The following is a 14,157-nucleotide window of genomic DNA, read 5'->3' on the forward strand; positions in this document are numbered from 1 at the left end:
CGCATGTATTGCAAGGCCTGCCAGATTGATTCCTGCAGACGAAAAGAAGGCCTTGCAGGAGATCGCCCAGCCCTTTGGGCTGCGCTGTCGCGCAGAGAACTCAATTCGCAAGCGCGACGCGGCCTCTGCGGGAGCGGGCGTGCCCGCGAAAAATTCAACGCGGTGGTTGGCACCGGCTGCGCCGGTGTTCGCGGCGGTTCGACGCCTCGACACGCCCGCTCCCACAGAGGCCCTGCTCAATCATCCAGCTATATGCAGTTCCATGAGGGCGGGCCAGTCCGTTCCACCGTAGCGTCCTGTCGATCAAGGCTTGACCGCCCACGCTGTGCAAATACGTTTAACATGCTCCAGGCCTGCCCCCATCGTTGAAGAGATCTGTATGGAGTTACGTCAGCTTCGCTATTTCCTGAGTGTTCTGGAGTACGGCAGCCTTGGCAGGGCTGCGCTCGAGCTAGGGGTTGGCGCCTCGGCTTTGAGCCAGCAGTTGTCGAAGCTGGAGAGCGAGGTGAGTACCCGGCTTTTGACGCGTTCGAGCACCGGCGTAGCGCCGACCGCAGCCGGACTGGCCTTCGAATACCATGCGCGTCTTGCGCTTCGTCAGGCGGAACATGCTGTCCTGGCGGCACAAAGTGGTCGCATGAGCGGCTATGCCAGCGTGGGGCTGGCACCGACCACTGCATCGATCCTTGGCTTGGCGTTGATCGACAGGATGCGCGAACGCTATCCCGACATCCGGCTGCACCTGGTGGAGATGCTGTCTGGTTACCTGATGAACCAGCTCAATGCCAGGCACCTTGACCTGGCGGTGCTGTTCCAGGCTGAGACGGGGCCGCGCCTGGAGGTGCGGGGGCTGCTGACGGAGCGGCTGTTCGTGCTGGTTCCCGCACCGCTGGTCAAGGACGGCTGGGGCGAGTCGCTCACGTTGCAACAGATCGCGACGTTGCCGTTGGTGATGCCCAGCAACCAGCATGGATTGCGCACGACGTTGCGCTCGATTTTCGAGCGGGCAGGGCTGGAGGCCAGCATCGTCATGGAAGTCGATGGCCTGTCGCTGTTGATGGATTGCGTGTGTGCGGGCCATGCCGCCACCATCCAGCCCGGCGCGACGGTGGCCCGGGCGCATCAGGCGGGCCTGCGCGTGTTTGCTGTCGACGAAGCCCTGGCGCAGCGTCGCAATGTGATTGTCAGCCTGACTGATGACGAGCTCTCACCGGCGGCGCTGGCTACGCGGATCGTACTGCAGGACGTTGCCCGGGAGCTGGTGGAGCAGGGCCGATGGCCAGGCGCACGGCTGCTTTGACCCAGGCGCCGGGGGCGCTTGTTCCGACCCTTTAGAAAAACTGAATGCCTCCCCCCGACCATCGCGTTTCGCGGTCTGCGGGCGCTCATTAAAGTCCCCGGTCACGAGGAGCAGCCGAACATTCGGCTCTTCGTGATCTGGAGGCGAAATGATCGATGTGCTAGTCATCGGAGGGGGCAATGCCGCCCTCTGTGCCGCGCTGATGGCGCGAGAGGCCGGAGCCAGCGTGCTGCTGCTCGAGGCCGCACCCCGCGCCTGGCGTGGTGGCAACTCACAACACACGCGCAACCTGAGGTGCATGCATGATGGACCGCAGGATGTGCTGGTCGAGGCGTACCCGGAAGAAGAATTCTGGCAGGACCTGCTGAAGGTTACCGGTGGCCAGACCGACGAAAAGCTTGCGCGGCTGGTGATTCGCGCGTCCTCCAGTTGTCGCGGGTGGATGCGCCGCCATGGCGTGCATTTTCAGCCCTCATTGTCGGGTGCGCTGCACACAGCAAGGACCAACGCCTTCTTCATGGGCGGCGGCAAGGCACTGGTCAATGCCTACTTTCGCAGCGCCGAAAACCTTGGCGTACAGATACGCTACGACACGCCAGTAGCCGACATCGAACTGCAGGGCGGACGCTTCGTCGCGGCCCATGTGCCGGCGCGTGAGGTTCAGGGGCGACACCTGCCTGCCGAGCGCATCGAGGCGCGTACCTGTGTGCTTGCCGCCGGCGGCTTCGAGTCCAACCGTGAGTGGTTGCGCGAGGCGTGGGGGCAGAACGAGCGAGGGGAGTGGCCTTCGGACAATTTCCTGATCCGTGGCACGCGCTTCAATGACGGGGTGCTGTTGCGCCGCATGATCGAACAGGGCGCCGACACGATTGGCGACCCGACCCAGGCGCACATGGTGGCGATCGATGCTCGTGCGCCGTTGTACGACGGCGGCATCTGCACGCGCATCGATTGTGTGTCGCTGGGCGTGGTGGTCAACCGCGACGGCCAGCGCTTCTACGATGAAGGCGAGGATTTCTGGCCCAAGCGCTATGCCATCTGGGGGCGCCTGGTGGCGCATCAGCCTGGGCAGGTGGGGTTCTCTATCATCGACCAGAAAGCCCTCGGGCGCTTCATGCCACCGGTTTTTCCGGGCGCTACTGCCGATAGCCTGGAGGCGTTGGCCGGCCTGCTCGGTTTGCCTGTGCAGGCCTTCCTCGAAACCGTGCATGCCTACAACCGAGCCTGCCAGGTGGGCACTTTCGACCACACCCGGCTGGACGACTGCCACACCGCAGGCCTGGAGCCGGCGAAAAGCCACTGGGCGCGCCCGATCGATACGCCGCCTTACTACGGCTACCCGCTGCGCCCTGGCGTGACTTTCACCTACCTGGGGCTGCGCACCGATGAAACCGCCGCCGTCCATTTCGACGGGCGTCCCAGCCCGAACCTGTTCGTTGCCGGTGAAATGATGGCGGGCAATGTACTGGGCAAGGGCTACACCGCAGGCGTCGGCATGTCCATCGGCACCGCCTTCGGCCGTATCGCCGGGACCAGCGCTGCTGCGGCGGCGGGTTACGAACATCCAGAAAAAGAGAAGAGCCATGACTGCGCAACTGCCTGAGCCACGCCAGCCTGACACCGCCGGGCCGGCCCTCGAACTGATCCCGGTGTTGAACGTCGAGGAGCAGGAAGTGGACCGGCAAATGCGGATCTGCAATGCCTGCCGTTACTGCGAGGGCTTTTGCGCGGTTTTCCCGGCGATGACCCGCAGGCTGGAGTTCGGCAAGGCCGATATCCATTACCTGGCCAACCTGTGCCACAACTGCGGCGCCTGCCTGCATGCCTGCCAGTACGCGCAGCCCCACGAATTCGCGGTGAACGTGCCCCAGGCGATGGCCAAGGTGCGCGGGCAGACATACGCCGAGTACGCCTGGCCGGCCCTCTTCGGGCGGCTGTACAGGCACAACGGCACCTATGTCGCCAGTGCATTGGCCGTAGCCTTGTCGCTGTTCCTGCTGCTGACCTTGTTCGTCAACGGCACGCTGCTGCCCGGGCGGTTGGCTGGGAATTTCTATGCGGTCTTCCCGCACAACACCCTGGCACTGATGTTCGGTAGCGTCTTTGCCGCTGCAGCGCTGGCCCTGGCGGTGGCGGTACGTCGCTTCTGGCGCTCGGTCTCGCCTGCCGAGGCGCTGGCGCAACCGGCCAAAGGGGCGGTGTTCGAGGCATCAAGCGCGGTGTTGACCCTGAAATACCTCGACGGTGGGCACGGCCAAGGTTGCAACAATGCCGATGATCGCTACACGCTCTGGCGCCGTCGCTTCCATCACTTCACCTTCTACGGCTTCATGCTGTGCTTTGCCGCCACGGTGGTCGCCACCGGTTATCACTACCTGCTGGGCCAGCAGGCGCCGTACCCGCTGCTGAGTGCACCGGTGTTGCTCGGAACCCTGGGCGGAATTGGCTTGATTGTCGGGCCGGCCGGGTTGCTGGCGCTGAACCTGCGCAGGGCGCCGGAGCAGGGCGATGTGGCCCAGCGCCCCATGGACCGGGCCTTCATTCTGCTTCTGCTGTTGGTCAGCGCCACAGGCCTCGCCTTGCTGGGCCTGCGTGATACCGCAGCGATGGCGATCGTGCTGGCGCTTCACCTGGGGACGGTGATGGCGCTGTTCATCACGCTGCCCTATGGCAAGTTTGCCCATGGCCTGTTCCGCAGCGCGGCACTGCTCAAGTTTGCAATCGAGAAGCGCCGGCCCAACAAGCTGGGCCTGGGCGGGGAGTGAACCATGAACTCAGCCCGTATTTCCCCTGCGCCGTGCCGAGCCGGAAGCAAGGCATTTCGTTCAACGGTTGGGCCACTTGTCCAGCAGGATCGACACGAACTTCTCCGCTGCCGGCGACAGCGACGCCCCTCTGCGGTAGACCAACCCCAGGGTGCGGGTTACCTGGGGCTCGATCAGCGGCACGCTGACCAGGGTCGGGTGGTCGGCGCTGGGCATGGCCAGGCTGGGCATGGCCGACACGCCCAGCCCGGCCTCGACCATGCCCAGCGAGGTCGACAGGTGCTGAACCTCATAGAACCACTTGGGCCGCAGGTTGAGCCCGGACAGGGCATGGTCCAGCAGCATCCGGTTACCGCTAAGCCGGCCTACGCCGATCAGGCGGTAGTCGGCCAGTTCTGTCCAGGTGACGGCCTCACGGTTCGCCAGCTTGTGGTCCCTGCGGCAGGCCAGCACGAAGTGCTCCTGTACCAGGGAGACGAACTCGATGTCCGGGTGCTGGCCACTCATCATGTTGATGCCGAAATCGGCTTCACCCCGCAGCACGGCTTCGAGCCCGTCGTTGGCACTGAGGTCCAGCAGACGAATGCGGATCTTGGGGTATTGCTCGTTGTAGTCGCGGATCACCGATGGCAGGAAATAAAACGCTGCGGTCGGAATACAGGCGAGGGTTACCTGGCCGGTCTGTCGTTCTGCGAGTTCGCGAATGCTCAGGATCGAGTCTTCGAAGTCATCCAGCAGGCGCCTGGCCTTGGGCAGGAAGTCACGCCCGACGCTGGTCAGGCTGACCCGACGAGTAGTGCGTTCCAGCAACGAAGTGCCCAAGCCTTCCTCGAGCTTCTTGATCCGTCGGCTCAAGGCGGGCTGGGACAGGTGCAGCGCTTCTGCGGCTTCGTGGAAGCTGCCGAGTTCGGCGATTTTCACGAAAGATCGTATGTCTTGCAGCTCATATTCCATCTCGGATCGCTCTTGGCATTGGGTTCGGTATTGATGCTCAAATCGGAACAATAACTACGATATTTGCATTGGATTGATTTATCCATCCCTGTCAATCTTTTGTCCACAGCATCAATGATGTCCATTGATCAACAAGAGTGCGAAATCATGCAACGAATTCCTTGCGTACTCATGCGCGGTGGCACCTCCAAGGGCCCCTTTTTCCATGCATGGGACCTTCCTGCCAATGTGGTCGAACGCGACGAATTGCTGATCAACCTGATGGGTTCCGGGCATGAACTGGAAATCGACGGCATCGGTGGCGGTAGCCCGCAGACCAGCAAGGTAGCGATTGTCAGCCCCTCGCTGCATGCCGACGCCGATGTCGACTACCTGTTCGTGCAGGTCATGGTCGCCCAGCGCCGGGTCGATACCGCGCCCAACTGCGGCAACATGCTGTGCGCCGTTGGCCCGTTCGCCATCGAGCAAGGTCTTGTCAAAGGCCAGGACGGCAAGACGCTGGTGCGTATTCGCAACCTGAACACCGGCACTTTCGTCAATTCGCTGGTGGAAACCCCCGGCGGCATCGTGCGCTATGAAGGCCGCACGGCGATCGATGGCGTACCGGGCACTGCCGCCCCCGTACACCTGACCTTCCTCGATGCGGTCGGCAGCAAGACCGGCAAACTGTTCCCGACTGGCAAGGCCAAGGATGTGATCGACGGCGTTGCAGTCACCTGCATCGACATGGCCATGCCGATGATGGTGGTGGAGGCCAGCCAGCTGGGCGTCACCGGCTCGGAATCCCCGGCCGAACTCGACGCCAACGGCGAGCTGCTCGAGCGCCTCGAGGCGTTGCGCCTGAAGGCCGGCAAGGCCATGGGCCTGGGTGATGTCAGCGGCATGGTCATCCCCAAGCCTGTTCTGGTGTCCAAGCCCCGTTATGACGGCACGTTGCAGGTTCGCTACTTCATGCCACACAACTGCCACCGCGCCTTGGCCATCACCGGAGCGATAGGGCTGGCGACTGCCTGCGTCAGCCCAGGTACGGTGATCGGCGATCTGCTGGGCGAGGGCGCCGTGCAGTTGACCGAAGTGCGTCTGGAACATCCAAGCGGCGGTATCGATGTCGCGCTGTCGCGCAGTGGCGCAGATGGCAAGACGATCCAGGCCTCTGTGGTGCGAACTGCCCGGCGGTTGTTCTCAGGCTTCGTTTACGCGCCTACATTCCGCAGGTTGGCGGGGTAGGCCCAGGCGGTAGTCCAGACCTGTACATTCGCAACAAGCGCATCCGCACAATTTCAACAATGGGTGATGCCTCATGAGACTCGCCAAATCGCTGTACTTCCAGATCCTCTGCGCCGTCCTGCTGGGCGTGGTGGTCGGTCACTTCTGGGCGCAACAGGCCGTTGCGCTCAAGCCCCTGGGTGATGCGTTCATCAAGCTGATCAAGATGATGATCGCGCCGGTGGTCTTCTGCACCATCGTCACCGGTATCGCCGGGATGACCGACAAGCGCTCCCTCGGGCGTTTGATGAGCAAGACCTTGCTGCTGTTCCTGGTATTGACTGTCATCAGCCTGATGATCGGCCTGGCAGCGGTATACCTGTTCCGTCCTGGTGTCGGCATGAACATCGACCCTGCCACTCTCAGCACTGCGGGGCTCGGCCAGTACGCCGCATCTGCGGCGAAGCTCAGCGTGGTCGACTTCTTCATGCATATCATTCCCGACACGTTCATCGGGGCGTTCAACAAGGGTGAAGTGTTGCCGGTGCTGTTCATCGCGGTGCTCAGCGGCTTCGCCTTGTCTTCGATGGGCGAGAAGGGCAAGCCGGTACTCGATGTGCTGGAGTCTGCCTCGACCATGGTGTTTCGCATCTTTGGCTACCTGATGCGCTTCGCCCCGGTCGGCGCCTTCGGTGCGCTGGCCTTTACCGTCGGGCAGTACGGCGTGACGTCCCTGGGGGCACTGGCCAAGCTGGTCGGTACGCTCTACATCGCCTGTGCGTTTTTCGTGCTGGTGGTGCTTGGCGGCATCTGCCGTGCCCATGGCTTCAGCTTGTGGAAGCTGCTGCGCTATTTCCGCGAGGAGTTTCTGGTGGTGCTCGGCACCTCGTCCACCGAGCCTGTACTGCCGCGCATGCTGGAAAAGCTGGAGAAACTGGGCTGCAAGAAAGGTGTGGTCGGGCTGGTACTGCCAACCGGTTACTCCTTCAACCTCGACGGTACTGCCATCTACCTGTCGTTGGCGGCGGTCTTCATCGCTCAAGCTTGCAACATCGACCTGAGCCTTGGCCAGACGGTGACGATGCTGGCGATCATGCTGTTGTCGTCAAAAGGCGCGGCGGGTGTGACCGGTAGTGGTTTCGTTGCGCTGGCTTCGACCTTGACCGTCATTCACGACATCCCGTTGGCAGGGCTTGCCTTGCTGATCGGCATCGATCGCTTCATGTCCGAGGCGCGTGCCCTGACCAGCCTGGCCAGCAATGCCGTGGCCACGGTGGTCATCTCGCTGTCGGAGAATGCCTGTGAGCGGGAAACCTTGCTGCGCCGCCTGAACGGCATTCCGGCTGCACCGGACGAGGCGGATATTGCGCAGGCCGACTGGTCTGCCGAGCCCCGGCATCACGGCTGAAAAGCCTCTTCACCTTCCCTAGTTGACTTAGAATCCCACTCAGCATCCCAGCGATGCCGAGTGGGGTAGGGGGCCGTCTGCCTTGCCGATGGCCGCAATAGAATAAAAACAAGAGAAAAGACCATGCTCGCACTCCTGGGCCTGATCATGGTGGTGACCTTCACCTACCTGATCATGAGCAAACGCCTGTCGCCAATCGTTGCGCTCACCGTGGTACCCATTGTCTTTGCAGTGATCGGCGGCTTCGCCCCCGAGTTGGGCAAGATGATGCTCGATGGCTTGAAAATGGTGGCGCCCTCGGCGGCCCTGTTGTTGTTCGCCATCCTGTTCTTCGGCCTGATGATCGATGCCGGCCTGTTCGACCCGCTGATCCGCAAGATCCTCAAGCGCGTCAATGGCGACCCGGTCAAGATCGCCATCGGTACCGCGCTGCTCTCGCTGTTGGTGGCGCTCGACGGTGATGGCACCACCACCTACATGATTACCTGTGCGGCCATGCTGCCGCTGTACAAGCGCATCGGCATGAACCCGATGATCCTGGCCACGGTATCCATGCTGTCGCTGAGCATCATGAGTGGCATGAGCCCTTGGGGTGGGCCGGCCACCCGGGCCATTGCCGCGCTCGGGCTGGATGCGACCGAGTATTTCATCCCGATGCTGCCCACCGTGATCGGCGGTGCGGCCTGGGTGGTGTTTACCGCGTTCCTGCTGGGCCGCGCCGAGCGCCGACGCATCGGCAACATCGCCCTGGAGTCGGGTGGCGGCAACTGCTACATCAAGGAAATCCTCGGCGAGAGCCCACATAAGCGCCCACGCCTGGCGTATGTGAACCTGGTGCTGGTGATTGCCGTCATGGCAGCGCTGGTGATGGGCGTGATGCATTCCGCACTGTTGTTCATGATCGGTTTCGTCGCGGCGCTGATGATCAACTACCCGCAGCTGGATCTGCAGAAAGAGCGCATCCTCGCCCATTCTGGCAATGCCATGACAGTGGTACTGTTGGTATTCGCCGCAGGCATCTTCGCGGGGATCTTCTCGGGTACCAAGATGGTCGATGCGCTGGCTCAGACCCTGGTCGACTGGATTCCCGAGGCGTGGAGCCACTGGTTCCCGCTGGTGGTGGCGCTGACCAGCATGCCGCTGACCTTCGTACTTTCCAACGACGCTTACTACTTTGGCGTGGTGCCGATCCTTGCCAACGCTGCGGCCGCCTACGGCATCGACCCGGTTGAAATCGCCCGCGCCTCGGTGCTGGGGCAGCCAGTGCACCTGATGAGCCCGCTGGTGGCCTCGACCTTGCTGCTGGTGGGCATGGTCGATCGCGACATCGGCGACTTCCAGAAGGCCACCGTGAAATGGGCGGTGCTGACATCACTGGTCATCACCGCACTGGCCTTGGTCACGGGTGCCTTGTCCTTCTTCGTCTGATCTGCTTCGGGCGCCGCTGGCGCCCACCTCATCCAAGAACAACAACAGAGTATCGAAAATGTCCCGAATTGTTTTCCGCCGGGCCACCTGTGGCCTGCTTTGCGGCTGGCTGCCTGTGGCCGGCGCTGCCGGATTCATCGACGACGGCAAGCTCAAGCTGCAGCTGCGCAACGTTTACTTCAACGAAAACTTCCGCGACGAACAAGGCATGAGCGCCCGCGCTGCTGCAACTGCAAAGAGCGAGCGGGTGGAATGGGCGCAGGGTTTTCTGCTCGACTACCAATCAGGGTTCACCCAAGGCCCGCTGGGCCTGGGGCTCGATGCCTTGGGGCTTGTAGGCGTACGGCTCGATTCGGGCCGCGGCCGCAGCGGTACCGGCTTGCTGCCGGTGCATGACGATGGCCGTGCCGCGGACGAGTTCGCCAGTGCCGGGGTAACCGCCAAGGCGCGACTGGGGCAGACCATCGTCAAGCATGGCACCTTGCTGCCCAAGACACCGGTGCTGGTGTACAACGATGCACGATTGTTGCCTCAGACCTACCAGGGTACGCAGCTGACCAGTACCGATGTCGATGGCCTGACCCTGACCGCCGGCCACCTGGACCGCTTCAAGCAGCGGGACTCCTCGGACAGCACCGGTCTGTTCCTGGATGGTTATGGTGGCGGCGAGTCTGGCGATTTCAACTTTGCCGGTGCCGACTATGCCGTCAGCAAGCAGCTGCGCCTGAGCTATTTCCACGGCCAGCTCGAACACTTCTATCGCCAGGACTATGCCGGCCTGGTACACGACCTGCCGTTGGGTGGAGGGGTGTTCACCACCGACTTGCGCTATTTCAAGAGCCGCGACAGCGGAGCCGCTCATGGCGGCCAGATCGACAATGACATGTTCAGCGGGCAGTTGTCCTATACCCACTCCGGGCACACTGTCGGTGCCGGTTACCAGGTGCTCGACGGCGAGGCAGGGCTGCCGTACATCAGCGGCGCGACGGTTTACTCGTTCAGTAACGTTGGCATAGGCAAGTTCATCGAGGAGGAAGAGAAAACCTGGATGGCGAGCTACGCCTACAACTTTGCAGCGGCCGGTGTGCCCGGGCTGACCTTCATGGCGCGTTACCTGAGCGGGGACAACGGTCGTTCCGGTGAAGCCGGGCTCAGCGAGTGGGAGCGTGATGTGGAGCTTGCCTACGTGGTGCAATCCGGGCCTGTGAAAGGTCTGGGTGTGAAGCTTCGCAACTACGTCTACCGCTCTGACTTTTCCCGAGGGCGCGACAGCAACCGGATCTACCTGACCTACGATATTGCGATCTGGTAATGCGGCCGTGCGAGCATGCATGCCTCGAGGTGCTTGCTCGCACGCGTTTCATGCTTTGGACGGCTGTGGCGCTTTCCTGCCCAGTCGGATCAGCTCATTGGAGAAGCACAGGCCGAAGAGAATTAGCCCGGCCCCCAGGTACAACGTGTCCCGCGGTACTTCATTGAGCACCACGAACGCCAGCAGTGCGGCAAACAGCGGCTCGGTCAGCTCCAGCGCCTGGACTTGCGAGGGTTTCAGGTACTCGATGGCCTTGGTGGTACAGAAGAAGCCGAGGATAGTCGGCAACGCAGCCAGCGCCAGCAATGCCAGGACCGCTCCCAGCGACAGTTCACCAATGATGAACCCATCGGTTGCAGCCGGCATCAGCAGGTAGAGGCTGCCGAAAAACAAGAGTTGCCGAGTGAAATGCAGCCCCCCGGAAACGCCCATGCGCTTCATGGCAACTGAAAATGCACCGTAGCCGCAGCCCCCAGTCGCAGCGAGCATTGCGCCTTGCAGCGTGAAGCCTTGTTCCAGATCGGCTCCAAAAATCACGGCAATACCAGCTATGGTCAAACCGGCGCCTACTGTCGCATTGGCGGTGATTGGATCCTTGAGGACTATCCGTCCCAGTAATATCGAAGAAATGGAGGCGCTTGCCATCAGGATCACCACGACGCCTGCCGCGGCGTAATGGCTATAGGCCGAAGTCTCAAAGTGGAACAGCACAAAAATGCCAAGAAAGGCGCAAACGGCGGCATGGAACCATTTGGCTGTATGCAGTGGCCGCTTGAGGAACAGTAGCAGTGCTGACAGCAACAGGCAGCCGAGGACTGTTTTTATCAGGGCGATGCTGCTGGAGCTGAATCCACTGTTCATCAATACCTTGCTGAGTACACCGATCGTTGCATTCAGTGCAGCGGCGCAGAGTGCAAAGAGCAAGCCTTTGCTGAAATGAGATTGCATTTATACATTCCTTGTTATTTGGCTTTATGTCTTCGCCCGGTCGACATGCAGGCGATTGCGGCCGGCCTGCTTGGCGATATAGAGCGCCCGGTCGGCGCGCTCAATCAGTGATGGCGCGCTGTCCAGGGCCGTACCATCGGAGCAGGCGATACCGATACTGGCGGTTATGTGTCCGAATGGGCTGCCTTTGTGAGGGATGGCTTGCAAGGCCAGGCGCTCGAGCATCAGCCTGGCGACGACGGCCGCTCCATCGTTGTCGGTATCGGGCAGGATTACCGCCATTTCCTCACCCCCGTAGCGTGCCAGCAGGTCGCGAGGGCGGCGAATGCAGGAGGAGAGCAGGGAGGCTATCTGCTGCAGGCAGGCATCGCCCGCCGGATGCCCGTAGGTGTCGTTGTAGGGTTTGAAATGATCGATGTCGATCATCAGCAAAGCCAGCGTGGTGCCATTGCGATGGGCCGTGCGGATTTCCTGAGTCAGCGCTTCGTCAAAGCAGCGCCGGTTGGCAAGCCCCGTGAGCGCATCGTGCATCGCCAGGCTCTCGAGCTGCTGGTTGCTGTCGAGTAGCCGTTGCTGGGTCAGTCGAAGCTCGCTTTCGATCGCATTTCGCCGGCTCATGGCGCGAATCAACAGCCAGCCAATGGCCCCGGTCAGTGCCAGCAGCACAGCGACCACCAGCGTTGACAGCAGCGCCTCGAGCCGCCAGGCCGAGAGTGCCTCCTGCTTGCCCAGCGCGACCGTTGTCACCAAAGGTAGCTTGTCGCTCTTGCGAAACGCATAGAGGCGCTCCACGCCGTCCAGGCTGGAGGTGAACGATGCAGTGCCTGCTGACTGGTCGACGAGATACTTGGTAAAGATGGGCGACTTCGAAAAGTTGCGACCCATGTCCTGTTCCCGAAACGGGTAGCGCACCAGCATGGAACCGTCGGTATAGGCCAGCCCGATGGCACCCTCATGGCCGACATCGAGTTTGCCGAATAGCTGCAGGAAGTTCTCCACGCCAAGCGTCATGGCGACAACGCCGGCGAATTCGCCATGGTCATCGTTGAACCGTCGGCTGATGGTGATCACCCATTCCTGGTTGACGCGGCTACGGATTGGCAGGCCGATGAAAGGCTCGCGGGACGGGTCGTCACGATGGTGTATGAAAAAGGCGCGGTCGCTGCTGTTGGCACCGACGGGGGTCGGCTGGTTGGACGACATCAGCCAGCGTCCGTCCCTGGCGTAGATCATGATGCCGCTCATTGGCGGCATCAATGGTTGCTGGCGCTTGACCAGTTGATCCAGCCGCTCGATCTGCGCAGGTCCGGAGCCTTCGGTTTCCAGGCGCTCGACCAGCCCGAGCAGTAGCATTGAGCTCTGACGGACAATACCTTCCGAATAGGTGGACAATGCCTGGGTCAGGTTAAGGCCATGGACATTGACGTCTTCCAGGGCACGCTCGCGAGAAGCCATGACCTTCCACAGCGTTAGCGAGGCGAGAGAGCAACCGATGACCGATAGCAGTAGCACAACGAGGTGGATGTCACGCTTCACGTCAATTCACACGCCTTTTTCCCTAAAGACCAAGTTGAGCGTCGGCACGCTTTAACTAACCAGACGGTCAGGAAGTAACCATCCGGTTCATGTGCAACAATATAACACCGAAGTTGCTGGAATGTTCGACAGAATCACGCGTTCTATCAGAACCCGTTTGTTATCTTCCGGCAGGGTATGCAGAAGTATCAACATGACGATTGGGCAAGTAACCCTCAACGTAGCGCACCGTCTTTTCCAAAGTTCGCGTCATGTCGGGATGGGCCAACTGATACTTTCGTTCCAGTTGCTGGCTGTCGTTCATGTCGAACCGCTGCGTCTGGATGAAGTTCAGTGACTCCGCGCTGATCGATAATCGGTTGGCCAGTCCTGGAATCGCCAACAGCCACTTCAGCAACCCTATGGGTACATGGCGGCGGGGGGGCTCTATATCCAGCGTTTGTGCCATTTGCTCAAGCATACCCTGCAGGTTCGGCGTGTGCTCATACAGCGCCAGGACCTGCCGGTTGACCATTGATGGGTCGAACGCCACGCAGGTCATCATCTTTACCAGGTAATCAACGCTGACCAGCGGCAACCAGTGCCTGGCGGAGCCGGGGACAGCCTTGAACCGGCCCAGTGCCAGGTTTCTGATGAGGTCCACCAGAGGTTGACCTTCAGGGATATGCCCACTCTCGCTGTGACCACATACCGTAGCAGGATGAACGATCGAGTAATCTGCGCCTACCTCCTGCATGTAACGGACGACCGAGAAATGGGACTCCAGCTTGCTGCCTTCGTAGCCCCCGACACGGCCGTATACTGCAGGCCAATTGGTGTTTTCAGGGTGCGCGTTATCAACCCCGATACTTGCAAGATGGGTAAGGTTCTGCAGCATATAACCGCCAGCCATCAGCAAGCGGATACGCTGGCTCGCCGCAAGCCTGGCGACCCTCAGCGCCCCGTGTACGTTGACTGCGCGGGCCTGTTCCATTGTAAGGCCCCAGGTAAACTGCGCCGCGAGGTGAAAGACCACGGCGGCCGAAGTTACGCATTGCCTGTCTGCTTCGCTGAGTCCAAGCCCATCCCTGCTGATGTCTCCTTCAACTGCGTTTAAATACGCGGGATTACCTCCCAGTTGGCCTACCTGCTCTTTGAGGCGTTCGATGTTTGCAGGGTTGCGCATGAGCACCCAGGTCTTGTGCCCTGTCGCGGTAAGATGGGCCAGCAGATGTTGACCCACAAACCCACTGCCGCCAGTGACGAAGCATTCCACGCTCATATCTGAATCCTTGTCTGGATGATCGGCGCAGGCTAAGGT

General features: G+C 61.3%; 11 protein-coding genes. 7 read left to right on the plus strand and 4 right to left on the minus strand.

Features of this window, described 5'->3' with window-relative positions; genetic code table 11:
• Positions 1 to 379: 379 nt before the first annotated feature.
• The 3 genes from CAG18_RS00485 (at position 380) to tcuB (ending at position 4,065) form a co-directional block, all read left to right on the plus strand.
• The gene (locus tag CAG18_RS00485; RefSeq protein WP_054573823.1) at positions 380 to 1,300 is read left to right on the plus strand and encodes a LysR family transcriptional regulator; all 921 of its coding nucleotides are present in this window, start codon (positions 380 to 382) and stop codon (positions 1,298 to 1,300) included.
• A gap of 148 nt (positions 1,301 to 1,448) precedes the next feature.
• The gene (gene tcuA, locus CAG18_RS00490; protein ID WP_015270080.1) at positions 1,449 to 2,903 is read left to right on the plus strand and encodes an FAD-dependent tricarballylate dehydrogenase TcuA; all 1,455 of its coding nucleotides are present in this window, start codon (positions 1,449 to 1,451) and stop codon (positions 2,901 to 2,903) included.
• Complete coding sequence (gene tcuB / locus CAG18_RS00495; protein ID WP_054573822.1) at positions 2,884 to 4,065, plus strand: tricarballylate utilization 4Fe-4S protein TcuB; 1,182 nt, start codon at positions 2,884 to 2,886, stop codon at positions 4,063 to 4,065. Before tcuA ends, tcuB begins: the two co-directional genes overlap by 20 nt.
• Before the next feature lie 60 nt (positions 4,066 to 4,125).
• Here tcuB and CAG18_RS00500 read toward each other — a convergent pair whose 3' ends face one another.
• Entirely contained in the window at positions 4,126 to 5,019 is an 894-nt protein-coding gene (locus tag CAG18_RS00500; RefSeq protein ID WP_013972231.1) for a LysR family transcriptional regulator, read from the minus strand.
• 147 nt (positions 5,020 to 5,166) lie between these two features.
• On the opposite strand from CAG18_RS00500, the gene CAG18_RS00505 reads away from it, so the two are divergent.
• The 4 genes from CAG18_RS00505 to CAG18_RS00520 all read left to right on the plus strand — a co-directional run bounded on the left by CAG18_RS00505 (position 5,167) and on the right by CAG18_RS00520 (position 10,373).
• A complete protein-coding gene (locus CAG18_RS00505; RefSeq protein ID WP_015270082.1) occupies positions 5,167 to 6,246 on the plus strand; it encodes a 4-oxalomesaconate tautomerase in 1,080 nt (359 codons plus the stop codon).
• Between the two features lie 73 nt (positions 6,247 to 6,319).
• Positions 6,320 to 7,633 carry a C4-dicarboxylate transporter DctA gene (gene dctA, locus CAG18_RS00510; protein WP_003256769.1) on the plus strand — a complete coding sequence of 438 codons (1,314 nt, stop codon included), beginning with the start codon at positions 6,320 to 6,322 and terminating at the stop codon, positions 7,631 to 7,633.
• A gap of 123 nt (positions 7,634 to 7,756) precedes the next feature.
• Positions 7,757 to 9,061, plus strand: coding sequence for a CitMHS family transporter (locus CAG18_RS00515; RefSeq protein WP_013972233.1), 1,305 nt, complete (start codon positions 7,757 to 7,759; stop codon positions 9,059 to 9,061).
• 58 nt (positions 9,062 to 9,119) lie between these two features.
• A complete protein-coding gene (locus tag CAG18_RS00520; protein WP_038409385.1) occupies positions 9,120 to 10,373 on the plus strand; it encodes an OprD family porin in 1,254 nt (417 codons plus the stop codon).
• A gap of 48 nt (positions 10,374 to 10,421) precedes the next feature.
• Here CAG18_RS00520 and CAG18_RS00525 read toward each other — a convergent pair whose 3' ends face one another.
• The 3 genes from CAG18_RS00525 to CAG18_RS00535 all read right to left on the minus strand — a co-directional run bounded on the left by CAG18_RS00525 (position 10,422) and on the right by CAG18_RS00535 (position 14,118).
• Entirely contained in the window at positions 10,422 to 11,321 is a 900-nt protein-coding gene (locus tag CAG18_RS00525) for a DMT family transporter (protein WP_039612845.1), read from the minus strand.
• Between the two features lie 24 nt (positions 11,322 to 11,345).
• Positions 11,346 to 12,857, minus strand: coding sequence for a sensor domain-containing diguanylate cyclase (locus tag CAG18_RS00530; protein WP_085719775.1), 1,512 nt, complete (start codon positions 12,855 to 12,857; stop codon positions 11,346 to 11,348).
• A gap of 160 nt (positions 12,858 to 13,017) precedes the next feature.
• Positions 13,018 to 14,118, minus strand: coding sequence for an SDR family oxidoreductase (locus CAG18_RS00535; protein ID WP_015270086.1), 1,101 nt, complete (start codon positions 14,116 to 14,118; stop codon positions 13,018 to 13,020).
• Positions 14,119 to 14,157 lie beyond the last annotated feature (39 nt).

Origin of the sequence: Pseudomonas sp. B22(2017) (assembly GCF_002113105.1) — a bacterium.
In the GTDB taxonomy this organism is placed as follows: domain Bacteria; phylum Pseudomonadota; class Gammaproteobacteria; order Pseudomonadales; family Pseudomonadaceae; genus Aquipseudomonas; species Aquipseudomonas asiatica.

Bases quoted from the DNA above. Each gene is read 5' to 3' on its own strand.
- CAG18_RS00520 (WP_038409385.1), top strand. From the start codon at position 9,120: ATGTCCCGAATTGTTTTCCGCCGGGCCACCTGTGGCCTGCTTTGCGGC.
- tcuA (WP_015270080.1), top strand. From the start codon at position 1,449: ATGATCGATGTGCTAGTCATCGGAGGGGGCAATGCCGCCCTCTGTGCC.
- CAG18_RS00535 (WP_015270086.1), bottom strand. From the start codon at position 14,118: ATGAGCGTGGAATGCTTCGTCACTGGCGGCAGTGGGTTTGTGGGTCAA.
- CAG18_RS00500 (WP_013972231.1), bottom strand. From the start codon at position 5,019: ATGGAATATGAGCTGCAAGACATACGATCTTTCGTGAAAATCGCCGAA.
- dctA (WP_003256769.1), top strand. From the start codon at position 6,320: ATGAGACTCGCCAAATCGCTGTACTTCCAGATCCTCTGCGCCGTCCTG.
- CAG18_RS00485 (WP_054573823.1), top strand. From the start codon at position 380: ATGGAGTTACGTCAGCTTCGCTATTTCCTGAGTGTTCTGGAGTACGGC.
- CAG18_RS00525 (WP_039612845.1), bottom strand. From the start codon at position 11,321: ATGCAATCTCATTTCAGCAAAGGCTTGCTCTTTGCACTCTGCGCCGCT.
- CAG18_RS00515 (WP_013972233.1), top strand. From the start codon at position 7,757: ATGCTCGCACTCCTGGGCCTGATCATGGTGGTGACCTTCACCTACCTG.
- tcuB (WP_054573822.1), top strand. From the start codon at position 2,884: ATGACTGCGCAACTGCCTGAGCCACGCCAGCCTGACACCGCCGGGCCG.
- CAG18_RS00505 (WP_015270082.1), top strand. From the start codon at position 5,167: ATGCAACGAATTCCTTGCGTACTCATGCGCGGTGGCACCTCCAAGGGC.